Origin of the sequence: Mycobacterium canetti CIPT 140010059, assembly GCF_000253375.1 — a bacterium.
Lineage (GTDB): Bacteria > Actinomycetota > Actinomycetes > Mycobacteriales > Mycobacteriaceae > Mycobacterium > Mycobacterium tuberculosis.
Window position 1 is genome coordinate 2,859,135 of the sequence record NC_015848.1, and the last position, 23,840, is coordinate 2,882,974.

Below are 23,840 nucleotides of genomic sequence, written 5' to 3' on the forward strand. Positions count from 1 at the left end.
GAACTTCGGGCTAGCCGGGCGCGCCGGCCATGCCTTCGGTGCCGGAGACGCCAGGGGACCCGGGGCCGTTGGTGAGGCCCCCCGCGCCTGCCTCACCGCCGCTACCGCCCGCGCCACCGGCACCGCCTGCGCCGCCCGCGCCACCGATACCGTCAGCGCCGCTGACTCCTGCGGCACCGCTGAGGAACCCTCCGGACCCACCCGCACCGCCGGCAATACCGCCAGCGCCACCGTTACCGCCGTTTGCGCCGTTGCCCCCGTTGCCGCCCGTCCCGCCGGCCCCGCCGATGGAGTTCTCATCGCCAAAAGTACTGGCGTTGCCGCCGGAGCCGCCGTTGCCGCCGTCACCGCCAGCCCCGCCGACTCCACCGGCCCCACCGACTCCGCCGCTGCCACCGTTGCCGCCGTTGCCGATCAATATGCCGCTGGCGCCACCCTTGCCACCCACGCCACCGGCTCCGCCCATCCCGCCGACACCAAGCGAGCTGCCGCCGGAGCCACCATCACCACCTACGCCACCGACCGCCCAGACACCAGCGACCGGGTCTTCGTGAAACGTCGCGGTGCCACCACCGCCGCCGTTACCGCCAACCCCACCGGCAACGCCGGCGCCGCCATCCCCGCCGGCCCCGGCGTTGCCGCCGTTGCCGCCGTTGCCGAACAACAACCCGCCGGCGCCGCCGTTGCCGCCCGCGCCGCCGGTCCCGCCGGCGCCGCCGACGCCAAGGCCGCTGCCGCCCTTGCCGCCATCACCACCCTTGCCGCCGACCACATCGGGTTCTGCCTCGGGGTCTGGGCTGTCAAACCTCGCGATGCCAGCGTTGCCGCCGCTTCCCCCGGGCCCCCCCGTGGCGCCGTCACCACCGATACCACCCGCGCCACCGGCGCCACCGTTGCCGCCATCACCGAATAGCAACCCGCCGGCGCCACCATTGCCGCCAGCTCCCCCTGCGCCACCGTCGGCGCCGGAGGCGGCACTGGCAGCCCCGTTACCACCGAAACCGCCGCTACCACCGGTAGAGGTGGCAGTGGCGATGTGTACGAAAGCGCCGCCTCCGGCGCCGCCGCTACCACCCCCACTGCCGGCGGCTACACCGTCGGACCCGTTGCCACCATCACCGCCAAAGGCGCTCGCAATGTCGCCCTGCGCGACTCCGCCGTCGCCGCCGTTGCCGCCGCCGCCACCGGCAGCGGCGGTACCGCCGTCACCACCGGCACCGCCGGTGGCCTTGCCCGAGCCTGCCGTCGCGGTGGCACCGTCGCCGCCGGTGCCACCGGTCGGCGTGCCGGCAGTGCCATGGCCGCCCGTGCCGCCGTCGCCGCCGGTTTGATCACCGATGCCGGACACATCTGCCGGGCTGTCCCCGGTGCTGGCCGCGGGGCCGGGCGTGGGATTGACCCCGTTTGCCCCGGCGAGGCCGGCGCCGCCGGTACCACCGGCGCCGCCATGGCCGAACAGCCCGGCGTTGCCGCCGTTACCGCCCGCACCCCCGATGCCTGCGGCCACGCTGGTGCCGCCGACACCGCCGTTGCCGCCGTTGCCCCACAACCACCCCCCGTTCCCACCGGCACCGCCGGCCGCGCCGGTACCACCGGCCCCGCCGTTGCCGCCGTTGCCGATCAACCCGGCCGCGCCTCCGCTGCCGCCGGTTTGACCGAACCCGCCAGCCGCGCCGTTGCCACCGTTGCCAAACAGCAACCCGCCGGCCGCGCCAGGCTGCCCGGGTGCCGTCCCGTCGGCGCCGTTTCCGATCAACGGGCGCCCCAAAAGCGCCTCGGTGGGCGCATTCACCGCACCCAGCAGACTCCGCTCAACAGCGGCCTCAGTGCTGGCATACCGACCCGCGGCCGCAGTCAACGCCTGCACAAACTGCTCGTGAAACGCTGCCACCTGTACGCTGAGCGCCTGATACTGCCGAGCATGGGCCCCGAACAACCCCGCAATCGCCGCCGACACTTCATCGGCAGCCGCAGCCACCACTTCCGTCGTCGGCATCGCCGCGGCCGCATTAGCCGCGCTCACCTGCGAACCAATACTCGCCAAATCCACCGCCGCAGCCGCCAGCAGCTGCGGCGTCGCAATCACCAACGACACCTCGCACCTCCCGATACCCCACATCGCCGTAGCGCGATCGCCTTATCGGTGGACGGCGCGATGTCTTGCACCCAGGCCAGCAGCAACGTCACGATTCCGACCGGCACTCGGGCGCTCCCGCTGTCCTCGCTGCAGCCGGCAGCTGCCATGCCGATGCCGAGGTGAAGCACGCTCATCTGGTCAGCATCAAGCAACCACGTGCACCAATGCATCGGCGCATGTGCGCAGATTCCTCCAGTTTCTGCAACGCGGGCTCGTGTGATCTACGCATTTCGGCCGATTTCGGCGGCCGGGCTAGTCGCTGGCCACCGGTTCCGGCAGGCGAATTGTCATGGTGTCCCGGTGGTGCCCGATGAACCGGGCGAGCCGGGGGAACCGCCGAGTCCCGGCGCACCGCCGGCGCCGCCCGCCCCGGCGATGGCATTCACCAAAACAGACGCATAGGCGTCGCCGCCATCGCCGCCGTCCCCGCCGTCGATGTTGGGAGCCACGCTGTCGCCGCCATCGCCGCCGTCGCCGCCGCGGGCTACTCCGGTTCCGCTGGTGGACGCGGAACCGCCTAGGCCGCCAATCCCGCCGACGGCGCCGACGGCGCCGTCGCCACCGTGGCCGCCGATGGCAGTACCCGCAGAGGCGATGTTATCGATGAACGCATGGCCGCCTATGCCCCCGGCCCCGCCGCTGCCGCCGATGCCACCCTCCGCACCCGCACCCGCGGTCGCGTTTCCGGTTCCGTGGTTGGTCGCGTTGCCACCCCAGCCGCCGGCCCCGCCGTCCCTGGGGCCACTGCCGCCGGCCGCACCGCTGCCGCCTATGGCGTCTCCAGCTCCGTGGTTGACCGCGTTGCCGCCGAACCCGCCGGGCCCGCCGTCGCCGACGGGACCGGTGCCATCGCCACCCACACCGCCCGTGCCGCCGATCGCATCACCGGTAGCGGTGGGGTTTTCGATGCGGGCGCTGCCGCCATTCCCGCCGGCCCCGCCGGTGGTGGCGCCGGCGCCACCCGCTCCACCGGTTCCGCCGCTGGCGGCAACCGTAGCGGCGCCGTTGTCGATTTCCGCGCCGCCGCCCCTACCGCCGGCGCCACCGACGCCGCTGATGCCGGTGCCGCCGGTGCCGCCGGCACCGGGGGTGACGCTCCCGGTGCCGGTGGTCGACGCATCGCCGCCGGCGCCGCCTTTCCCACCGCTCGCGCCGTCGCCCCCGGCCCCGCCGTTGCCGCCGATAGCGACGCCCGCGGAGGCACTGTTCTGGATGAATGCGCTACCGCCGTTGCCGCCGGACCCGCCGGTGCCGTTGCCGCCGCTGGTGCCGTCCGCACCTGCGGAGCCGGTGGCGTTGCCAGTGCCGAAGTTGAACGCCCAACCGCCCCAGCCGCCGCTTCCGCCGCCCGCCTCGCCGATGCTGCTGCCGGTACCGGGCGCGCCGCCGATAGCGTCTCCGGCTCCCAGGTTGTACGCAGTACCGCCGAAACCGCCGCCCCCACCGCGGCCGCTGCCGCCGTCACCTCCGGCCCCGCCGGTGCCTCCGATTGCATCGACCGTAGCGGCGCTATTACCGATGAACGCGCTACCGCCCGCGCCGCCGGACCCGCCGTTGGTGGCGCCGACGCCGCCATGGCCGCCGGTCCCGCCGACCGGGACAACTGTAGAGGCGCTGTTGAGGATGTCCGCGCCGCCGCCGGCACCGCCGTTGCCGCCGACGCCGGTGCGGCCGGTGCCACCACTGCCGCCGGCACCGGGGTTGACGCTTCCGGTTCCGTGATTGATCGCAGGACCGCCGGGGCCGCCGGCACCGCCGTCGGCGCCGTCGCCCCCCGCCCCGCCGGTCCCGCCGGTAGCGGCATCGGTAGACGCAATGTTCAGAACGAACCCGGCGCCGCCGGCGCCGCCGGTCCCGCCGGTGCCGGTGGCGCTGGCGGCGCCGTCAGCACCTGCACCACCGATGGCGCTGCCGGTTCCGCTGTGATACGCATCGCCACCGTGGCCGCCGTTCCCGCCGCGCCCAGTGCCACCATCGCCGCCGTCACCGCCGGCTCCGCCGATGGCGTCGACCGTAGCTGCGCTGCTCTCGACTTCTGCGATACCGCCGGCACCGCCGGCTCCCCCGTCGACGGCGCCGTTACCGCCGTTGCCACCGGTGCCGCCGATAGCGGCTTGGGTAGCGGCGCTGTTTTTGATTTCCGCGCCGCCGCCGGCACCGCCGTCACCGCCGACGCCGCTGATGCCGGTGCCGCCATCACCGCCGGCACCGGGGACGGCGTTTCCGGTTCCCCTGGTGGAGGCGGAGCCGCCCGGTCCGCCGTTGCCGCCCTCCGCGCCGTTCCCGCCGGTCCCGCCATCTCCACCGGTGGCGGTAGCCGTCGAGGCGCCGTTCTCGATGAACGCGCTGCCGCCGAATCCGCCGGCGCCGCCGGTGCCGGTGGCGCCACCTTCGCCACCATCGCCGCCGGCGCCGCCGGTGACGTTTCCCGTTCCCCTGGTAAGGGCAAAGCCGCCCGGTCCGCCGTTGCCGCCCTCGGCGCCGTTCCCGCCGGTCCCGCCATTTCCACCGGTGGCGGTAGCCGTCGAGGAGCTGTTCTCGATGTCCGCGTCGCCACCCGCGCCGCCGGCCCCGCCGGTGCCGGTGGCGCCACCGTCACCACCATTGCCGCCAGCGCCGCCGGTGACGTTTGCGGCTCCTAGGTTGAACGCATCGCCGCCATTGCCGCCGGACCCGCCGGAGCCGCTGCCGGTACCGGCGCCACCGGACCCACCATTGCCGCCGTTGCCGGCTAGTGCGCCGCCGATGCCGCCATTTCCACCGCGACCACCGGCCGCGCCGCCGGGCGCGGCGTTGCCGCCGGGTCCGCCGTTGCCGCCGTTGCCATATACGCCGCCAGCGCCGCCGCCCCCGCCCTGCCCACCGGGCGTGTCGAAGGGAGCCAAGGGGTCGGCGGCGGCGTTATAGCCGGAGCCACCAGTGCCGCCGTTGCCGCCGTTGCCGGGGATTCTGGTGCCCGCGAGCCCGGCCGCACCGGCGCTGGCGCCAGGACCGCCGGCCTGCCCGCCAGGGCCGCCGACACCCACACCGCCGGGGTCGCCGCCGGCGCCGCCCGTCCCCGCAGCAGTGGCGGCGTCGCCGGGGCCGCCGGTGCCGCCGTTACCGGGTGCCCCGGCGTTGCCACCGGCCCCACCGACCCCGCCATTGCCGTTAACACCGGCCTGGCCGAACAACATCGAGCCGTGACCCCCGACCCCGCCCATACCGCCGTTGCCACCGTGACCGCCGGTCCCGCTGTTGCCACCGTCACCGCCGGTCGCACCGATCGCACCGGCGGCGGCGGCGTCCCAACCGGCGCCGCCGACACCGCCGGCCCCGCCCGCCCCGCCAACACCGCCGTGACCGCCGGCCCCACCGGTGCCGAAGACCAACCCGCCGTTCCCGCCGGGCCCACCGTTGCCGGCGTTACCGCCATTGCCGCCGGGACCGCCGGTGCCACCCGCCAAGCTCGAGGTGCCCGTGGAGCCCGCGGTGCCCGCCACGCCGGCCGCGCCTGTCCCGCCCGTCCCACCGGGCCCACCGTCGCCGAACAACAGCGCGTTTCCGCCCGCACCGCCGACCCCGCCGTTCACGCCGGCCGTACCCACCCCGCCGGCACCGCCGGCTCCGCCGTTGCCCCACAGCCACCCGCCAGTGCCGCCCATCCCGCCGGCCCCGCCACCGACCCCGCCGGTACCGCCGGCGCCGCCGGCGCCGAACAGACCGGCCGCTCCGCCGGTTCCGCCGGGCCGCCCCGGCGCACCCGATCCGCCGTTGCCACCGTTCCCGATCAAGATCCCGCCCGGCCCGCCAGGCTGCCCGGGTGCCGTCCCGTCGGCGCCGTTTCCGATCAACGGGCGCCCCAAAAGCGCCTCGGTGGGCGCATTCACCGCACCCAGCAGACTCCGCTCAGCAGCAGCCTCAGTACCGGCATACCAACCCGCGGCCGCGGTCAACGCCTGCACAAACCGCTCATGAAACACCGCCACCTGCCCACTGAGCGCCTGATACTCCCGAGCATGAGCACCGAACACCCCCGCAATCGCCGCCGACACCTCATCGGCAGCCGCGGCCACCACCTCCGTCGTCGGCAACGCAGCGGCCGCATGAGCCGCGCTCAACTGCGAACCAATACTCGCCAAATCCACCGCCGCAGCCGCCAGCAGCTGCGGCGTCGCAATCACCAACGACACCTCGCACCTCCCGATACCCCACATCGCCGTAGCGTGTCCCCAGCGGCCACGTGACCTTTGGTCGCTAGCTGGCGGCCCTGCCTATGGCCGCGACGGGTCTTGTTGTGATTCGCCCCGGCGGGCGGCTTGCTGCGCGAGTTGTAGACGGGAGGAGAGGCCGAGTTTGGTGTAGACGTGGGTCAGGTGGGAATGCACGGTCCGTGGCGAGATGAATAGGCGGACGCCGATCTCCTTGTTGCTGAGCCCCTCGCCGACCAATAGGGCCACATCAAGCTCCATCGGTGTCAACGCACCCCAGCCACTTGTCGGGCGTTTCCGTGCACCGCGGCCGCGTTGCGCGTAGGCGATTGCCTCATCGATCGATAGCGCACTTCCTTCGGCCCAAGCATCGTCGAACTCGCTGTCGCCCATGGATTTTCGAAGTGTGGCGAGCGACGAGTTGCAGCCTGTCCGGTAGATCACGAAGCGCACCGCTCCCATGCGCCCCCGGGCCGCGTCGGCCGCGCCGAACAGCCGCACCGCTTCCCGGTTGCCACCGGCACCTGTCATCACAGAGGCGAGGCACTCCAGAATGTCGGGGACCCACAAGTACGCCCCAATGGCCACGGCCAAGCTGAGGGCGTCGTGGGCATCACGCTCGGCCCGTTCGCGGTCCCCTTGGGCGATCTCGATGCGGCAACGGATAGTCAGGGCGCGGACGCGGTGCACGCCGCGGGTGATCGACGCCGCGCCGTCGGCCAATCGGTGCGCCGCGTTCAGATCACCCCGTGCACAGGATATTTGAGCGGAATTGGTGGGGTCGTTGATGATCGCTGCCGTGCTGGCCCCAAAGAGTTGTGTTGCCGAGTCGCGGGCGTGTTCGGCGGCCGCGACGTCGCCCGCGGCCAGGGTCGCGACGACCAGCGCAGAACAGGCCGAGCCCACCAGCACCGGGCTGAGTCCAACGGCGCTGTCAATGCTGGCTTGGGCGGCGGCGGTGGCCGCATCGGTGTCGCCGCGGTGCGCCAGCGCGTGCGCCAAGCAGGCCTGGGCTGCACAGCCGCTAACCATGTCGTGCGCAGCATCGGACTCGCCGATCACCTCGCCCGACAGGCCGACCGCTGCCTCGAGGTTGCCCTGCCAGAGATTCGCCGCGGCCAGCGTCCAGCGACACGCACGTGAGACGAATGCATCACCAATCTCGTCGGCGAGCCTTCGTGCTTCCTCGCCCGCCGCGCGGGTCGCGCCCGGGTCGCCCTCGCCGGCGAACCCGACATACGCCTGCCAGGCCAGAATCTCGGCCAACCGCCACTTGTCTCCCACCGCCCGGGCCAGGCCCACCGCCTCGGCCAACCACGGTCGCGCTAGGTCCGCGTTGTAGGCGGCGACACCCCCGCACGCGGTCAGCGCCCGCGCCAACAGCGCCGGATCCTCGATGTCGCGCGCTATCGCCAGCGCCTTCTGGGCATCATCCAGACGGTCGGTGATGCCGGCGACCGCATCTATCAGGGCCCGGTCGGCCAGTGCCCGCGCACACAGCCCAGGGTCGACCCCCTCGGGATGTGCATCGCGGTCGGCCAGGGCGGCGGCGAACCAGGCCAGCCCCTCTTGCAGGCGGCTTCGGGCACGCCACAACGGCTGCAGACATGATGCCAACAGCAACGCGTGGCCGGTATCACCATTCTCGCGGCTGAACGCGAAAGCGGCCCGTAGGTTGTCGATCTCAAGCTCGGCCTGGTTGAGCCGGCGTTCATGGCCGGCCACCGAGGGGGCGTCAAGCCCGGCGGCAACGGCCGCGTAGTGGTCGCGGTGTCGCGCACGCACGGCATCGGCATCGCCGGATTCACGCAGCTTCTCCAACGCATACTGGCGCACCGTCTCTAGCAGGCGGTAGCGCGTTCGGCCGTCGCTGTCGTCGGTCACCACCAGAGACTTGTCCACCAGCAGGCTGAGCAGATCGACCACCTCGTAGCGCTGAACTTCACCGCCGGCGGCTGCCGCTTGGGCACCATCGAGATCAAACCCGCTCGGGAAAACCGCCAGTCGCCGAAACAGCACCTGCTCCGGTCCGGTCAGCAGCGCATGCGACCAGTCGACGGAAGCCCGCATCGTCTGCTGGCGGCGCACCGCAATACGCGATCCACCCGTCAGCAGGCGGAACCGGTCATGCAAGCTGTCGACGATTTCGGTCAGCGTCAGGGCACGTACCCGCGACGCGGCAAGTTCGATCGCCAGCGGCATGCCGTCGAGTCGGTGGCAGATCTCGGTCACCACGGCGAGGTTGTCGGCATTGATGTCGAATTCGGGCCGCGCCTCGCGGGCGCGGTCGGTGAACAACTCGATGGCCTCGCTGTGCCCTAGCGGGGGAACCCGCCAAATCTGCTCGCCGGCCACCGCGATAGGTTCCCGGCTGGTCGCCAATACCCTCAGCGCCGGACATGCCCCGAGCAACGCGACGATCAGGGCCGCGCACCCGTCAACCAAGTGCTCGCAGTTGTCCAGCACCAGAAGCGTGCGCCGGTCGGCGATACGCCTCACGATGGTGTCCACCGTCGAGCGGCCCGGCTCGTCCGGCAACCCCAGAACCCGCGCCGCCGCGACCGGCACCAGCGCTGGGTCGGTGATCGGCGCCAGGTTGACATACCAGACCCCGTCTGGATAGCCGTCGGCAACGGCGCCCGCGACCTGCGTCGCCAGGCGTGTCTTCCCGACCCCGCCGACACCGGTAAGGGTGACCCACCGTTTGACGTCCAGCAGCCCACGGACTTGCGCCACTTCGTCGACACGCCCCACGAGCCGGGTGAGCTGGGCCGGAAGACCGTGCACACCAACGGCTTTCCGGGTTCGCAGCGGCGGGAACTCGTTGTGCAGATCAGGATGACACAGCTGCACCACCCGTTCCGGTCGGGGCAGGTCTTCCAACCGATAGGTGCCCAGGTCGTTCAGCCACGCGTCCGTGGGCAACAAGTCAGCAACCAGATCGCTGGTGGTTCCCGACAACACGGTCTGGCCACCGTGCGCCAGCTCGCGCAGCCGGGCGGTGCGGTTGATCGTCGACCCTACGCAGTTGCCCCCGTCGGGTGACGATACCTCCCCGGTATGCATGCCGATTCGCAGCCGGATCGGCGCCAGCGGCGCCCGCTGCAAGCCCAAGGCGCACGCCACGGCGTCGGATGCGCGGGCAAACGCAACCAAGAAGCTGTCGCCTTCGCCCTGGTCGACCGGGCAAACCCCGTGGTGCTCGCGGACCAGTTCGATCAGCGTTCGGTCCAAATTGGCGATCGCCGTCGCGTCAAGCTGAGACCCCGGCAGGTGGGGCTCGCCCTCGATATCGGCGAGCAGCAACGTCACAGTACCCGTCGGTACAAGCTCGCTCACACCGTCTGCGCTCCAGTCCAAGGGTGCCACGTCGACGCCGGGGTGAATCTCGCTCATGCTAGCCAGCATCGAGCCAGCGTGTAGCGCATTACATCCGCACCTGCGCCTAGATTGCTCGAAATTTCTTGGCCGCCGGTCCGGGTGTTCTACGCGCTTCGGTCGATGCATTCGGCGACCGGCGTGCCATCGCGGCGGACCTACAGTGCCCGTGCTGTCCGCTGGCAATTGTGAGTCCCCCAGTGCTGGCAGCATCGCCCGCAAGAACCGACACGACCGCATCGTGGGCGGTGCTGTCGAAGTCGCCGGCTGACCGATCGGCGGAGTCACCGGCCCGATGGGGTTTCCGAAGGCTAGGGAATGATGACGATGGGGCGGCCGCCTCGGCCGCCTTCGCCGTAACCCCCAACCATGCGGAAAACGAGCCTAGCGTCGCCCGGCCGCGCAGAGCGAGCCATCGCGGTGGCGCCAACGACAGGAAGCGATCCGGATTCTCTGACCGTGGTGGGTGTTCTGGCTACGTGACGTTAACGGAGATGGAGGGGCCGCCTTCGCCGCCTTCACCGCCGGAACCACCGGAGCCAGGGTCGCCCCTCCCGTTGCCGGAGCCACCCGACTCGCCCGACGAGCCGACGCCGCCGGAGGTCAAGCCACCGGCACCGCGTCCGCCGTCACCTCCGCGCCCGCCGTCCCCGCCGTCACCGCCGCCGACGCTGCGAGGCGGAGGGGCGCCGAAGCCGCCGGAGCCGCCGGTCCCGCCGTCGCCTCCGTCACCACCGGGGGCGCCACCGTCTCGCCCGGCCCCACCCAAGCCGCCGTTGCCGCCGTTGCCGCCCGGCCCGCCGTCGCCTGCATCAGCAAAGCTGCCGTTGCCGTCCCCACCGTGACCGCCGTTCCCGCCGTCGCCTCCGTCACCGCCGGGGGCGCCAAAGCCGGCCTTGCCGTGCGCGCCACTTGTGGAACCGAAACCGCCTTGTCCGCCGGGGCGGCCCCACCCGCCGTCGCCGCCGTCACCTCCGTCGCCGCCAGGCTCTCCGTCAAAATCCGCGAGATAGGTAAAGCCGTCACCGCCCAAGCCACCATTACCAGCGTCCCCGCCCGACCCGCCGTCACCGCCGTCCCCGCCAACGCCTCGATTGCCGACCTCGCCGGCGGGTGCCGACCCGCCGGCCCCGCCGTTTCCGCCGGCGCCGCCCCACCCGCCGTAGCCACCGTCGCCGCCGTCGCCGCCGTCGCGGCCCGTCGTTTCGTTAATGTCAAAGCCGTCAACGCCGTTACCGCCGACCCCACCAGCCCCGCCTAGGCCTCCGGCCCCGCCGTCACCACCGTCGCCGGTCTGAGTTCCGCCGGCGCCACCGGCCCCGCCGTCGCCTCCCGCCCCACCGCTGCCGCCGTCGAAGCCGTCGAAGCCCTTTAGGTCGGAGTCGGGCGACCAACCCGCGCCACCGGCCGCGCCGTTGCCTCCCTGGCCGCCGGTTCCGCCGCCGCCGTTCATCCCGGCGTCGCCGCCCGCCCCGCCGTGTCCACCAACCCCGCCCCCGCCGCCGGGGCTGCCGCCCCGACCAGCCCCACCTTGGCCGCCGGCTCCGCCGTTCCCGCCGTCGCCCAGAAATGCTCCGCCGGCGCCACCAGCCCCACCGGCGCCACCAGCCCCACCGTTGCCGCCAGCAACGGTGAGCCCTCCGAGGGCACCGTGCGCGCCGTCGCCACCCTTGCCGCCGTCACCGCCGTCACCGATGTCGCCGGCGTCACCGCCCTTGCCTCCAGCCCCACCGGCCCCGCCATCACCGCCGAGAGCTTCGGCAGCGGTGCCGTCGGCCCCATCACCACCGGCTCCGCCGTCCCCGAATAGCCCGGCGTTGCCGCCGTCACCGCCCTGGCCGCCGTCGCCGCCGGCCGCGGCGGCCTTGGCACCGTTGCCGCCGACGCCGCCGTCGCCGCCGGTCAGTGGCCCGTGTTTGCTGGCGTCCACGCCGTTGGCCGCGGAGGTGCCGTTGCCGCTGTCACCCCCCAGACCGCCGCGACCGCCTGCGCCGGGGTCACCGCCGTTACCGCCCGCTCCGCCGGCGCCGCCGACGGTGATACCAATGCCGCCGTTGCCGCCGGCCCCGCCAACGCCGCCGGCGCCGCCGAGTCCGCCGGCGCCACCGACCCCACCGGTGCCGTGACTGCCGACCGTCCCCGAAGGTGCGGCCCCGCCGACCCCACCGTCCCCGCCATGTCCACCGACCCCGCCGGCACCGCCATCGCCGCCACCACCGCCGGCCCCACCGGTGCCGCCGATACTGTCGATACCGTTGGCGCCCCTGGCCCCGGCCCCACCGCTAGCGCCCACACCGCCGTTGCCGCCGGCCCCGCCGTTGCCGCCGGCACCGCCGTCACCCGACACCGACCCACCGGCGCCACCGGCACCACCGGCACCACCGGCACCGCCGGCCTGCCCCGCGTCGCCCTGACCCCCGTTGCCTCCCGGTTGGCCGAGGGCGAGGGCATCTGAACCAGGCGCGCCCGAATTGGCCCCGTTGGCGCCGGCCGCGCCATCGCCACCATTGCCGCCGGCGCCACCATCGCCGACCCGGCCGGCATTGCCGCCGTCGCCTCCGTTGCCCCCGGCGCCGCCCGCGACGCTGGCTTGCGCACCGTTGCCACCGTTGCCACCGTTGCCGCCGCTGCCGGGCCCGTGGTCGCTGGCGTCCACACCGCTGGCCGCGCGGGTGCCGTTGCCGCTGTCGCCGCCCAAGCCGCCGAGGCCTCCCGCGCCGGGGTCACCGCCGTCACCGCCGTCCCCGCCATCACTGCCATGACCGCCGTCACCGCCGTTGCCGCCGGCTCCGCCGAGCCCGCCGTCACCGCCAACGCCGCCGACACCGTGGCTGCCGACCTGACCCGCGAGTGCGGCCCCGCCGGCTCCGCCATCACCGCCGGGCCCGCCGTCACCGCCAACGCCGCCGTCACCGCCGTCGCCGCCTTTCCCGCCGGCGCCTCCAACGGCCTCAGCGCTGTCGGCGCCGGAGGCGCCCTTGCCGCCGCCGCCACCACTAGCTCCGGCACCACCCGCACCGCCAGCCCCGCCCTTGCCACCGGGTCCACCGTCGCCCGACACCGACCCACCGGCGCCACCGGCTCCGCCGGCACCGCCCGCGCCGCCGGCCTGCCCCGCATCGCCTCGACCGCCGTTGCCGCCACTACCTAACGCCGAACTCCCGGCACCACCGTCACCGCCGGCACCGCCCGTGCCGCCACCGCCAACGCCGCCTTGACCGCCGTTGGCCTCGCTTCCTTCGCCCGGTTGCCCCGAGAGGGTGCCGTCGGCGCCGTCCTCACCTACGTTCGCCCCATTCGCGCCGGCCGCGCCGCTACCACCGTCGCCGCCGGCCCCGCCGTCACCGACCAGGCCGCCGTTACCACCGGCACCGCCCTTGCCGCCGTTCGCGCCAGCCACGGTGGCGTCGGCGCCGTTACCGCCCTTGCCGCCGTTGCCACCACTGTGCACGGTAGCGCCGGTCGCGCCGGTCACACCCTCGGTGGCGCCGGCGCCACCGGCGCCACCCTTCCCACCGGCGCCTGGGTCACCACCATCGCCGCCGGCCCCACCGTCACCATCCTTGAAAGCCATGTCGCCGCGGCCACCGCTGCCCCCGTTACCGGGCGCCCCACCAGCCCCGCCGGCACCACCGTCCCCGCCAACACCCTGGCTGCCCGCCCGACCCGCAGGTGCGTCACCGCCAGCCCCACCGGCCCCACCGTCACCGCCGCGACCGCCGGCTCCGCCATCACCACCGTTGCCGCCGTCAGACACGAGCACAGCATTGAAACCGTGAGCTCCGTTACCACCGGCCCCGCCGGCCCCACCGTTGCCGCCGGCACCGCCGGCCCCGCCATCGCCGGCGTGGGCCCCACCCGCGCCGCCGGCCCCACCGGCCCCGCCGTTACCTCCATCCTCACCGGGGGTACCGGATGAACCCGGGAAGATCGCCGTCATATCGGCATAGCCGGCACCCGCGGCTCCGTCACCGCCATGACCGCCAGCCCCACCGTCACCGACCAACCCGCCGTTGCCACCGGCACCGCCGTTACCGCCATGACCGCCGGCGACCGGTGCGTGGGCGCCATTGCCACCTTTGCCACCGTTGCCGCCGCTGACCGGCCCGTCGTTGCCGGCCGCCAGACCATTGGCCCCCGCGCGAGCACCGGCGCCGCCCGACGCCCCCCCGGCTCCGCCAGCCCCACCCAGGCCCGGGTCGCCACCGTGACCGCCGGCCCCGCCGTCACCGGCGGTCAGCCAACTGCCACCGTTGCCGCCGGCACCGCCGTCACCAGGCGCTCCACCCAGCCCCCCACCCCCGCCAGCCCCGCCGTCTCCGGCCCGGCCGACATGCCCCAATAGTCCAGCCGACCCGCCAGCACCCCCGGCGCCGCCCACGCCGCCGTTTCCGCCGGCACCGCCATTGCCGCCGGCGCCGCCGTCACCGCCGGCCGCCGAGATACCGGCCGGCCCATTTATTCCGGTAGCCCCGGCACCGCCGGCACCGCCGGCCGCACCGGCACCACCGGCCCCGCCGACACCGCCAACGCCACCGGCGCCGCCGTTACCGAGAAGCCACCCTCCCCGACCACCGTTGCCGCCCACCCCACCGGCACCGCCATCGCCCCCGTCCGACCCTGCCAAACCGTCACCGCCGGCACCGTCGTGCACCCCGGCAACACCAGCCGCCCCATCCTGACCGGGCGTAGCACCGTTGGCCCCGGCCGCACCTACACCACCCACGCCGCCAGCGCCCCCATGACCAAACCACCCCGCGTTACCGCCCGCGCCGCCGGCGCCACCACCAGCCCCACCGGCACCACCGGCGCCGCCGTTGCCGAACAGGCCCGCGTTGCCACCCGCCCCGCCGGCGCCACCACCAGCCCCACCCATACCGCCGACGCCGCCCCCACCCGCCAGCCATCCACCCGTTCCGCCGGTACCTCCGGGTGCGCCCGCCCCGCCCGCGCCACCGGCGCCGCCGATCCCAAATAACCCGGCCGCCCCGCCGGCGCCGCCCACCTGCCCGACGGCACCGGCAGCGCCGTTGCCGCCATTGCCGAACAACAATCCACCGGCCCCACCGGGCTGCCCAGGCGCTGTCCCGTGCGCACCATCGCCGATCAGCGGGCGTCCCAGTAGCGTCTGGGTGGGCGCATTCACGGCTCCGAGCACGGCTCGCATCGCCGCGGCGTTGGCGATCTCGGTGGCCGTGTACCACCTCGCGGCCGCGGTCAGCGTGTGCACGAACTGGTCGTGAAACGCCGCGGCCTGCGCACTTAGCGCCTGATACTCCTGAGCGTGCGCGCTGAACAACGCCGCGATGCCCGCCGACACCTCGTCGGCGCCGGCGGCCACCACTTCCGTCGTCGGCATCGCCGCGACCGCACTAGCCGCGCTCACCTGCGAACCAATACGCGCCAGATCAAAAGCCGCAGTTGCCATCATCTCCGGCGTCGCGATCACATATGACATCTCGCACCTACCCAATAGCCCGACCGTCGCCGCGCCGCTCCCGCTGCGACTAGTGACCCCTTGGTCTCTTGAGCCAGCGACCCCAACTACCGCCGCGACAGGCCTTGTTCTGATTTGCCGCGACGACCTCCCAGGTGGGTCGAACCCACTCTGTCGGCCAGCAGCAATGCCACCGAACCCGCCGCCACCGGATTGCCCACGTCGTCTTTGCTGTCTTTGCTGCAGTCCAGAAGTGCCACGTCGGCACCCGGGTGAATCTCGCGCATGCCAGCCAGCATCGAGCCAGCGGGCACCGCAATACATCAGCACGTGTGACTAGATTGCTCCGAATTCTGTCGAACGCGGGTCCGCGTGATCTGCGCGTTTCGGTCGATGCTTTCGGCAGCCCGGCCTCCGATCATTAACGAACCCGAGACGAGGAGAGCGCCATGGTCGACACGAGCGCGCCCGCCAGCCGGCTGGACACCGATCCGCGCCGCGTTCATGTGAGTCTTAGTAAGCACCCCTACCAGATTGGAGTTTTCGGGTCCGGAACAATTGGTCCGAGAGTCTACGAACTGGCCTATCAAGTCGGTGCCGAGATCGCAAAGCAAGGCCACATTCTCATCAGTGGCGGGATGACTGGCACAATGGAAGCCTCCTCACGGGGTGCGTCGGACGCCGACGGCCTTGTCGTCGGCGTCCTGCCGGGCGACAAGTTTACCGATGGCAATGCCTATTCCACGATAAAGATTCTGAGCGGTATGCAGTTTGCTCGTAACTACATAACAGGTTTGAGCTGCCACGGAGCAATTGTCGTCGGCGGCTCGAGCGGCGCCTATGAAGAAGCCCGTCGTGTCTGGGAAGGCCGTGGCCCCGTGGTGGTTCTAGCGAACAGCGGATCGCCAACGGGTGCGTCTGCGCAAATGCTGTCCATGCAGGAAATCTTTGGGGTCGCCTTTCCGGAGGACAAACCCAAGCCCTGGCGAGTCTTTTCGGCGGCAACCCCCGCCGAATCGGTGTCGCTTGTCATTGGCCTGATCCGGAAAGGATATGCCCAACATGAGCCGTAGGATAATTAACGAGTTCGGAGTACAGATCTACGGGGCCACGATAGGTGACACCTGGGCCGGGCTGGTCAGGGCGGTGCTTGACCTTGGGTCTCAGTGTTTTGACGAAGACCGAGAGCGTATAGCGCTGTCCAACGTCCGCATCAAGTCTTCGGTGCAGAATTATCCCGATCTCACTATTGAAGAACATTGCAACAGCGACCAACTAAAGGCCATGCTAGATTTCATGTTCAACACCGATATCATGGAGGATATCGATGTGGTCAAGAGCTTCAGTCGTGGCGCAAAAAGCTACCATCAGCGAATAAAAGAAGGGCGAATGATGGAGTTCGTGATTGAGCGACTGAGTCTAATTCCGGAAAGCAAGAAAGCAGTGGTCGTGTTCCCGACTTACGAGGATTACGCGGCGGTCATGCGTAATCATCGAGACGATTACTTGCCTTGCCTTGTTTCGATACAATTCCGCTTGTTGCCAGACGGCAAAGATTACGTCTTCCACACGACGTTCTATTCGCGGTCCATGGACGCCTGGCAAAAAGGTCACGGCAATCTTTTGTCTATCGCCAAGCTATCGGATTGGGTGCGAGAGAACGTCAGTGCGCGCATTGGGCGCAAGATCATGCTTGGCCCGCTTGATGGCATGATTTGTGATGTTCATATCTACAAGGAGACGTATGCAGAGGCTTGCAAGCGTTTGGCCAACCTCGACCTTAGGCGAACACAATTTGACGCGGTGCGGAATTAGTGAGGACGCTAAGCCTCCCCAGCTGATGCGTTGATGCGCTAGCATCAGGGCTGTGCGAACGACACTTGACCTTGACGACGATGTGATCGCCGCGGCACGTGAACTTGCCTCCAGCCAGCGCCGCTCGCTCGGCTCGGTGATTTCCGAACTCGCACGCCGTGGTCTCATGCCCGGACGCATCGAGGCTGACGACGGGCTGCCGGTGATCCGCGTTCCAGCCGGGACCCCGCCGATCACACCGGAGATGGTCCGTCGCGCGCTCGATGAGGACTGACGCGGGTGGCGCTGCTCGACGTCAACGCATTGGTCGCGCTGGCGTGGGACTCACACATCCACCACGCCCGGATCCGCGAGTGGTTTACCGCCAACGCCACGCTCGGCTGGGCGACTTGCCCGCTCACCGAAGCCGGCTTCGTGCGGGTGTCGACGAACCCAAAAGTACTTCCCAGCGCGATCGGGATCGCAGACGCTCGACGGGTCCTCGTGGCACTACGCGCCGTGGGAGGCCACCGCTTCCTGGCTGACGACGTATCGCTCGTCGATGACGATGTTCCGTTGATCGTCGGTTATCGCCAGGTGACCGACGCCCATCTGCTGACACTCGCCCGCCGGCGCGGCGTCCGCCTGGTCACCTTCGACGCCGGTGTCTTCACCCTCGCCCAACAACGCCCCAAGACGCCAGTGGAGCTGCTGACCATCCTCTAACCAAAGCTGCCAGCCCGCCCGGCTACAGATCCAACAGCGCGGTCTCCGGCGACTCGATCAGATCCCGCAGCTCACACATGAACTGGGCCACCTGAGCACCATCGACAACGCGGTGGTCGAACACACAAGTCAACGTCATCGTCGGCCGTGCGACAACCTCGCCGCCGACGACCACCGGGCGCGGCTTGATCGCCCCCAGACCCAGGATCGCCGCTTCGGGATGGTTGATCACCGGCACGCCGTCGTCGACTCCCAGCGCCCCGAAGTTCGACACCGTGAACGTCGAACCGCGCAGCTCCGCGGGTGTGAGAGTGCCTTCACGTGCGCCGGTGATTAATTCCGCTACGCGGGAGGCAAGTTCGCGGGTGTTCTTGTCCTGGGCGTCGGTCACCACCGGCACCAGCAATCCACGCTCAGTGGCCGCGCCGAACCCCAGATGCACACCGCGATGCACGTGTACTTGCGGGCCTTCGCCCGAGTCGACCCACGTCGAGTTGAGAATTACGTTGTGTTTCAATGCAATAACCAGCAGCCGCAGCGTCAGCGCGAACGGTGTAATCTCGGGCGCCGCCGAAACGAACCGGTCGCGCAGCCGCAGCAGTTCGGCGCAAATTACCTCAACGCTGGCCTTTGCAGTCGGAATCTCCTTGTGGGACAACGTCATTTTTTCGGCCATCCGCGCGTGCACGCCGTGGACCGGCCGCACGTCCGGCCCGGCTCCGACGCCGCCTCGAGCAGCGGCCAGCACATCGGCCCGGGTGATCACACCGCCGGCGCCCGACCCACGCTGCAATGCGGCCAGGTCGACCGCCAACTCTTTGGCCAGCTTGCGCACTACCGGTGCCGCCAGCGGCCGGCTTGTCCGTCTACTGGTTTCGATCGCGGCGTCGGCACCGTAGCCGACCAACGTGGGGACCGCTCCTTCACCGTTAGGCTGCGCAACTGCCGTGGGCCCGGTGTCGATCCGAACTAGCTCCGCGCCCACTTTGAGCACATCGCCTTCGACGCCGCCTAACTCGACGATCCGGCCGGCATACGGGCTGGGGATTTCGACCTCGGCCTTGGCGGTCTCCACCGAACACAGCGTCTGGTTGATCTCCACATCGTCGCCGACGGCGACGCTCCAACACGTCACCGTCACTTCCTGCAGTCCCTCGCCGAGGTCGGGCACCGGGAAAGACCTGATGCTGTCCTCACCGCTCATGGCTGACGCAGCACACGTTCGACGCAGTCCAACAGCCGGTCGGGGCCGGGTAACCACAATTTTTCCAACCGCGCAGGCGGGTAGGGTGTGTCAAAACCGCAGGCACGCAACACCGGAGCCTCCAATTGGTAGAACATCTCTTCCTGGATGCGCGCGGCCAGACCGGCACCATAGCCGAGGCTGCGCGGCCCTTCGTGCATCACCACGCAACGCCCGGTGCGCTGGATCGACGCAGCAATGGTGTCGAAGTCCAGCGGCGCCAACGACCGCAGATCGATAACCTCCAGACTCCAATCATGTTGCTGCTCTGCAGTATCCGCGCTAGACAGGGCGGTGCTCACCAGGTTTCCGTACGTTACCACGGTCACATCGGTGCCGGACCGGCGCACCATCGCGTGCCCGATCGGCGGTTCCGGCCGGCTAGTGTCGACCATCCCGCGGCCGTGGTAGCGGCGTTTGGGCTCCAGATACATCACGGGGTCCGGGCAGGCGATAGCGTGCCGCAGCAGCCAGTAAGCGTCACCGGGTGTCGACGGCACCACCACCTTGAGGCCCGCGGTGTGCACCCAGTAGGACTCCGTGGAGTCCGAATGATGTTCGGCCGCACCGATACCGCCAAACGAGGGGATCCGGACGGTCACCGGCATGTCCACCTCACCGCGGGTGCGAGTCCGGTACTTGGCCAGATGGCTCACCACTTGGTCGAAAGCCGGATAGGAAAAGCCGTCGAACTGGATTTCTGGCACCGGCACAAAGCCACGTAGTGCCAACCCGACGGCTATTCCGATGATCGCGGACTCCGCCAGTGGCGTGTCGAAGCACCGGTCTGCACCGAACGTATCGGCCAGTCCCTCGGTCACCCGAAACACCCCACCCTCGACCGCGACATCCTCGCCAAACACCAATACCCGCTCGTCGGCGGCCATCGCGTCGTACAGGGCGCGGTTGATCGCCTGGACCATGGTCAACGACTGCGTGATGTCGCTCACCGCTACCGCAAGCGTCTCATCCGGCCTGGCCGGACGGTCTGCGATTTGAGTCATGCCCGCCTCCTCAGTCAGTCCGCGCCAGTTCGGCACGCAGCTGTTCGCGCTGCGCCTGCAACCCGGGTGTGATTTCGGCGTACACCGTGGTGAACACCTCATCGACGTCGAAGTCAGGCGCATCAAAGACCGCGTCGCGTAGCTCGGACCGCACGTGTTTTGCCCGAGCCGTCACCTGTTCCTCGAGGCGTTGCGACCACAGGCCCTGATCTTGTAAGTAAGTGCGATAGCGCGGAATCGGGTCCAGCGTCGCCCAGCGGTCCACCTCCTCCTGGCTGCGGTACCGGGTTGGATCATCGGCGGTGGTGTGCGGACCAAGACGGTAAGTGACCGCCTCGATCAGCGTTGGACCGTCGCCGGCCCGAGCCCGAGCGGCAGCTTCGGCCATCACCGCATAGCATGCCAGCACGTCGTTGCCGTCCACCCGGATGCCTGGCATCCCGTAGCCAATCGCCTTGTGCGCGATAGATGGTGCGGCGGTCTGCCTGGATACCGGCATCGAGATTGCCCACTGGTTGTTCTGCACGTAGAACACGCACGGTGTGGTGAACACCGCCGCGAAATTGAGCGCCTCATGTACGTCGCCCTCGCTGGTGGCGCCGTCGCCCAGAAAGGCCACCGTCACGGAGTCCTCGTCCAGGCGTTGCGCGGCCATCGCCGCGCCCACCGCGTGCAAGGTCTGGGTGCCGATGGGAACCGACATCGGTGCACAGCACTTCGTGGTGAATTGCAGCCCGCCGTGCCAGGTTCCACGCCACGCGACCCCAACATGTCCAGGCGGGATGCCACGCACTAGGTAGACGCCCAATTCTCGGTATTGGGGGAACAACCAGTCGGTTTTGCGTAGGCAAGCCGCCGCACCCACCTGCGCGGCTTCCTGCCCGCGACAGGGCGTGTACAACGCCAGCTCCCCCTGGCGCTGCAGATTGACGAATTCGGTATCCAGCTCGCGGGTGACCACCATCATCTCGTAGAGCCAACGCAGCGTTTCCTCAGGAAGGTCACGGTGGTAGCGGCGTTCGGCCGTCGGCGTACCGTCCGGGCCGACGAGTTGCACCGGCTCAAGATCGACAGACATCAACATCCCAGATGGCCTCCGAGAACCCTCCCCCATACCGTCTCCTCAGCTCGCGATCACAACGCGGTTACGCGTCAGAAGATGCCGTGCGTTCCATCCTTAGCGTCGGCGCTGGTGGTGCGGCGCTCACAGCACATCCCGCCTGGGAAACCGCTGCGAGCCGAAGTTGATCGCCAGCCGCACCAAAGCTTCCGCTCGCCGCAACACTGGCGCTTCCTCCATTATGCCCCCAAATGTGAAGAGTCCGGACCGATCGCGAACGCATCGCAACCGTGTCGCGGGGGATCTGCGCCCTCATTCGGAGGTGGCTTCCCCGGCTCGCCGCAACATCGTTTCCGCGTGCGTGAGCACTGGAGAGTCGACCATCTGGCCTTCGAACGCGAACGCCCCACGCTCGCTTCGCGACGCGGCCAAAACCCGCCGAGCCCAGGCCAGCTTCTCGTGGCTGGGTCGATAGGCCTTGCGCACCACCGGGATCTGACTCGGGTGAATGCACACGGTCACGTCAAAGCCCACCGCCGCGGCGTCTCTGGCCTCTTCCTGCAAGCCCTCGACATCGAGGATATCCAGATGTACGGCATCGAGCGCGAGACGGCCGAACGCGGACGCGGCGAGCAGGATGGTCGAGCGGACATGTCGGGCCACGTCACGATAGGCACCGTCGGCCCGCCGGCTCGAGCTACCGCCAAGGGTGGCGATCAAGTCTTCGGCACCCCACATCATTCCCACGGTGGGATCGGCCGCGGCGATTTCGGCGGCGCACACGGCACCGCGCGCGGTCTCCACCAGCGCGATGACATCACGCGGCGCAAGCTCGATGACTTGGGCCGCCGATTCGGCCTTGGGCAGCATCACCGTGGTATAGGCGGTGCCTGCGAGGGCCTCCAGATCGCGGGCCTGATCAGCAGTACCGCCCGCATTGATACGCACCACCGTGCGTTCCGGGTCCAGCGGGGTGTCCCGCAACGCATTGCGCGCGGCAGGCTTCTGCGCCTCGGCCACGCCGTCCTCGAGGTCGAGAATCACCACGTCGGCCGCGGCGGCAGCCTTCGCAAAGCGTTCCGGACGATCGGCAGGGCAGAACAGCCACCCCGGACCGGCGGCACGCAGGTTCATTGCGCCTCCTGAATGGACTGCTTTTGGACCAGCGTCGTGCGCACCGCGCGGGCCACCACCTCACCGTGCTGGTTGCGGGCGATGTGCTCGAGTGTGACGATGCCCTCGCCGGGCCGGCTTTTCGACTCACGTTTACCGGTACAGACGGTCTCTGCATAAAGCGTGTCGCCGTGGAAGACCGGTTTGGGAAACGACACCTCGGAGAAGCCGAGGTTGGCCACGATGGTGCCCAACGTCAACTGCGCAACCGACAGACCGACCATCGTCGAGAGAGTGAACATCGAGTTCACCAGCCGCTCGCCCCGAAAACCCGGCTGCTGCCCAGCCCACGCCGCGTCGAGGTGCAGTGACTGGGTGTTCATCGTCAGCGTGGTGAACAACACGTTGTCGGCCTCGGTGACCGTGCGGCCGGGCCGGTGCAGGTATGTGGTGCCGATCTGGAACTCTTCAAACCACAAGCCTCGTTGAAGAATCCTTCTGCCGACTGTGGATCCTGCGACGCGACACGCCGATACGGCGTCGTCAGATTCACGGTCGCCGGCGTGCTTTGTCACTGCAGTCCCAACGATCGCGCGATAAGCATCAGCTGCACTTCCGTGGTGCCCTCACCAATCTCGAGCACCTTGCTGTCGCGGTAATGACGCGCCACCGGATATTCGTTCATAAAGCCGTATCCGCCGTGTATCTGGGTGGCATCGCGGGAGTTGTCCATCGCCGCCTCCGAGGAGATCATCTTCGCGATCGCCGCCTCCTTCTTGAAGGGCTTGCCCGCCAACATCTTTGCGGCGGCATCATAGTACGCTGTGCGGGCAACATGGGCGCGTGCCTCCATCCGCGCGATCTTGAAGCCGATCGCCTGATAAGCGCCGATCGGCTGGCCAAACGACTGACGCTGGTTGGCGTACTTGACGCTCTCGTCAACACAGCCCTGCGCAGCGCCGGTGGCCAGCGCTGCAATCGCAATCCGGCCCTCGTCCAGGATGGACAAGAAGTTGGCATAGCCGCTCCCCCGGGCTCCCAGCAGGTTCTCCCTCGGGACCCGCGCATCGGCAAATGTCAGTGGGTGGGTGTCCGAGGCGTTCCAGCCGACCTTGTTATAGACCGGTTCCACGGTGAATCCCGGTGTGCCGCTGGGCACGATGATCGTCGAAATCTCTTTCTTGGCATCCGCAGCGGTTCCGGTGGTCCCGGTAACCGCAGTGACGGTGACCAGCGATGTGATGTCGGTGCCCGAGTTGGTGATAAATTGCTTGGAGCCGTTGATGATCCACTCGTCACCTTCGAGACGCGCCGTGGTGCGGGTGCTGCCCGCGTCCGATCCCGCTCCCGGCTCGGTGAGACCAAAACCGGCGAGCGCACGGCCAGACGTCAAGTCGGGCAACCACTTCTGTTTCTGCTCCTCGGTACCGAACCGGTAGATCGGCATCGCACCCAGGCCCACCGCGGCCTCCAGCGTGATCGCTACCGATTGGTCAACCTTGCCCAGCTCCTCAAGTACCAGCGACAGCGCGAAGTAGTCGCCGCCCATGCCGCCGTACTCCTCCGGAAACGGCAGCCCGAACAGGCCCATCTCTCCCATCTTGGCGACAATTTCGTATGGGAAGCTGTGTTCCGCATCGTGTTTGGCCGATACCGGCGCGACCACGGTGCGCGCAAAATCGGCCACCGTATCCCGAAGATCTTGGTATTCCTTGGGTAATATCCCCCCAGAAATCGTTGTAGTCGTTGTGGTCATGA

General features: G+C 69.8%; 17 protein-coding genes. 4 read left to right on the top strand and 13 right to left on the bottom strand.

Annotated features, from left to right (window positions below; genetic code table 11):
• Positions 1-10: 10 nt before the first annotated feature.
• From MCAN_RS13255 to MCAN_RS13285, 7 genes are all read right to left on the bottom strand, one after another.
• A complete protein-coding gene (locus tag MCAN_RS13255) occupies positions 11-2,095 on the bottom strand; it encodes a PE family protein (protein WP_014001293.1) in 2,085 nt (694 codons plus the stop codon).
• A complete protein-coding gene (locus MCAN_RS13260; RefSeq protein ID WP_041180123.1) occupies positions 2,083-2,271 on the bottom strand; it encodes a hypothetical protein in 189 nt (62 codons plus the stop codon). The genes MCAN_RS13255 and MCAN_RS13260 overlap by 13 nt, the downstream gene beginning before the upstream one ends.
• A gap of 153 nt (positions 2,272-2,424) precedes the next feature.
• Entirely contained in the window at positions 2,425-6,309 is a 3,885-nt protein-coding gene (locus MCAN_RS23150) for a PE family protein (RefSeq protein ID WP_015288313.1), read from the bottom strand.
• 81 nt (positions 6,310-6,390) lie between these two features.
• A complete protein-coding gene (locus tag MCAN_RS13270) occupies positions 6,391-9,735 on the bottom strand; it encodes a LuxR family transcriptional regulator (protein ID WP_014001295.1) in 3,345 nt (1,114 codons plus the stop codon).
• Between the two features lie 37 nt (positions 9,736-9,772).
• The gene (locus tag MCAN_RS13275) at positions 9,773-10,072 is read right to left on the bottom strand and encodes a hypothetical protein (RefSeq protein ID WP_014001296.1); all 300 of its coding nucleotides are present in this window, start codon (positions 10,070-10,072) and stop codon (positions 9,773-9,775) included.
• A gap of 108 nt (positions 10,073-10,180) precedes the next feature.
• Positions 10,181-15,163 (bottom strand): PE family protein, encoded by a 4,983-nt coding sequence (locus MCAN_RS13280; RefSeq protein ID WP_014001297.1) that lies wholly within the window; start codon positions 15,161-15,163, stop codon positions 10,181-10,183.
• A gap of 86 nt (positions 15,164-15,249) precedes the next feature.
• On the bottom strand, positions 15,250-15,456 hold the full coding sequence (locus tag MCAN_RS13285; RefSeq protein WP_080602906.1) for a hypothetical protein: 207 nt from the start codon (positions 15,454-15,456) through the stop codon (positions 15,250-15,252).
• A 135-nt stretch (positions 15,457-15,591) separates the two neighbouring features.
• On the opposite strand from MCAN_RS13285, the gene MCAN_RS13290 reads away from it, so the two are divergent.
• Genes MCAN_RS13290 through MCAN_RS13305 form a run of 4 tightly spaced genes read left to right on the top strand, consistent with a single transcriptional unit; the run spans position 15,592 to position 17,662 of the window.
• Complete coding sequence (locus MCAN_RS13290; RefSeq protein WP_014001298.1) at positions 15,592-16,215, top strand: TIGR00725 family protein; 624 nt, start codon at positions 15,592-15,594, stop codon at positions 16,213-16,215.
• Positions 16,205-16,957, top strand: a complete 753-nt coding sequence (locus MCAN_RS13295) for a thymidylate synthase family protein (protein WP_014001299.1) — start codon at positions 16,205-16,207, stop codon at positions 16,955-16,957. The genes MCAN_RS13290 and MCAN_RS13295 overlap by 11 nt, the downstream gene beginning before the upstream one ends.
• 52 nt (positions 16,958-17,009) lie before the next feature.
• Positions 17,010-17,231, top strand: coding sequence for an antitoxin (locus MCAN_RS13300; protein ID WP_014001300.1), 222 nt, complete (start codon positions 17,010-17,012; stop codon positions 17,229-17,231).
• Between the two features lie 5 nt (positions 17,232-17,236).
• On the top strand, positions 17,237-17,662 hold the full coding sequence (locus tag MCAN_RS13305; RefSeq protein WP_003412752.1) for a type II toxin-antitoxin system VapC family toxin: 426 nt from the start codon (positions 17,237-17,239) through the stop codon (positions 17,660-17,662).
• 22 nt (positions 17,663-17,684) lie between these two features.
• Here MCAN_RS13305 and MCAN_RS13310 read toward each other — a convergent pair whose 3' ends face one another.
• The 6 genes from MCAN_RS13310 to MCAN_RS13335 form a co-directional block, all read right to left on the bottom strand.
• On the bottom strand, positions 17,685-18,866 hold the full coding sequence (locus tag MCAN_RS13310) for a dihydrolipoamide acetyltransferase family protein (RefSeq protein ID WP_014001301.1): 1,182 nt from the start codon (positions 18,864-18,866) through the stop codon (positions 17,685-17,687).
• Positions 18,863-19,909, bottom strand: coding sequence for a 3-methyl-2-oxobutanoate dehydrogenase subunit beta (gene bkdB / locus MCAN_RS13315; protein WP_003412757.1), 1,047 nt, complete (start codon positions 19,907-19,909; stop codon positions 18,863-18,865). Before bkdB ends, MCAN_RS13310 begins: the two co-directional genes overlap by 4 nt.
• Positions 19,910-19,919: 10 nt before the next feature.
• A complete protein-coding gene (pdhA, locus tag MCAN_RS13320; protein WP_003412761.1) occupies positions 19,920-21,023 on the bottom strand; it encodes a pyruvate dehydrogenase (acetyl-transferring) E1 component subunit alpha in 1,104 nt (367 codons plus the stop codon).
• A gap of 258 nt (positions 21,024-21,281) precedes the next feature.
• Positions 21,282-22,103, bottom strand: coding sequence for a citrate (pro-3S)-lyase subunit beta (gene citE, locus MCAN_RS13325; protein WP_003412766.1), 822 nt, complete (start codon positions 22,101-22,103; stop codon positions 21,282-21,284).
• Positions 22,100-22,657, bottom strand: a complete 558-nt coding sequence (locus MCAN_RS13330; protein WP_014001302.1) for a MaoC family dehydratase — start codon at positions 22,655-22,657, stop codon at positions 22,100-22,102. The genes citE and MCAN_RS13330 overlap by 4 nt, the downstream gene beginning before the upstream one ends.
• On the bottom strand, positions 22,654-23,838 hold the full coding sequence (locus tag MCAN_RS13335; protein ID WP_003412771.1) for an acyl-CoA dehydrogenase family protein: 1,185 nt from the start codon (positions 23,836-23,838) through the stop codon (positions 22,654-22,656). Before MCAN_RS13335 ends, MCAN_RS13330 begins: the two co-directional genes overlap by 4 nt.
• Positions 23,839-23,840 lie beyond the last annotated feature (2 nt).

Bases quoted from the DNA above. Each gene is read 5' to 3' on its own strand.
- MCAN_RS13260 (WP_041180123.1), bottom strand. From the start codon at position 2,271: ATGAGCGTGCTTCACCTCGGCATCGGCATGGCAGCTGCCGGCTGCAGC.
- MCAN_RS13270 (WP_014001295.1), bottom strand. From the start codon at position 9,735: ATGCTGGCTAGCATGAGCGAGATTCACCCCGGCGTCGACGTGGCACCC.
- MCAN_RS13280 (WP_014001297.1), bottom strand. From the start codon at position 15,163: ATGTCATATGTGATCGCGACGCCGGAGATGATGGCAACTGCGGCTTTT.
- MCAN_RS13290 (WP_014001298.1), top strand. From the start codon at position 15,592: ATGGTCGACACGAGCGCGCCCGCCAGCCGGCTGGACACCGATCCGCGC.
- MCAN_RS13295 (WP_014001299.1), top strand. From the start codon at position 16,205: ATGAGCCGTAGGATAATTAACGAGTTCGGAGTACAGATCTACGGGGCC.
- MCAN_RS13310 (WP_014001301.1), bottom strand. From the start codon at position 18,866: ATGAGCGGTGAGGACAGCATCAGGTCTTTCCCGGTGCCCGACCTCGGC.
- bkdB (WP_003412757.1), bottom strand. From the start codon at position 19,909: ATGACTCAAATCGCAGACCGTCCGGCCAGGCCGGATGAGACGCTTGCG.
- pdhA (WP_003412761.1), bottom strand. From the start codon at position 21,023: ATGGGGGAGGGTTCTCGGAGGCCATCTGGGATGTTGATGTCTGTCGAT.
- citE (WP_003412766.1), bottom strand. From the start codon at position 22,103: ATGAACCTGCGTGCCGCCGGTCCGGGGTGGCTGTTCTGCCCTGCCGAT.
- MCAN_RS13335 (WP_003412771.1), bottom strand. From the start codon at position 23,838: ATGACCACAACGACTACAACGATTTCTGGGGGGATATTACCCAAGGAA.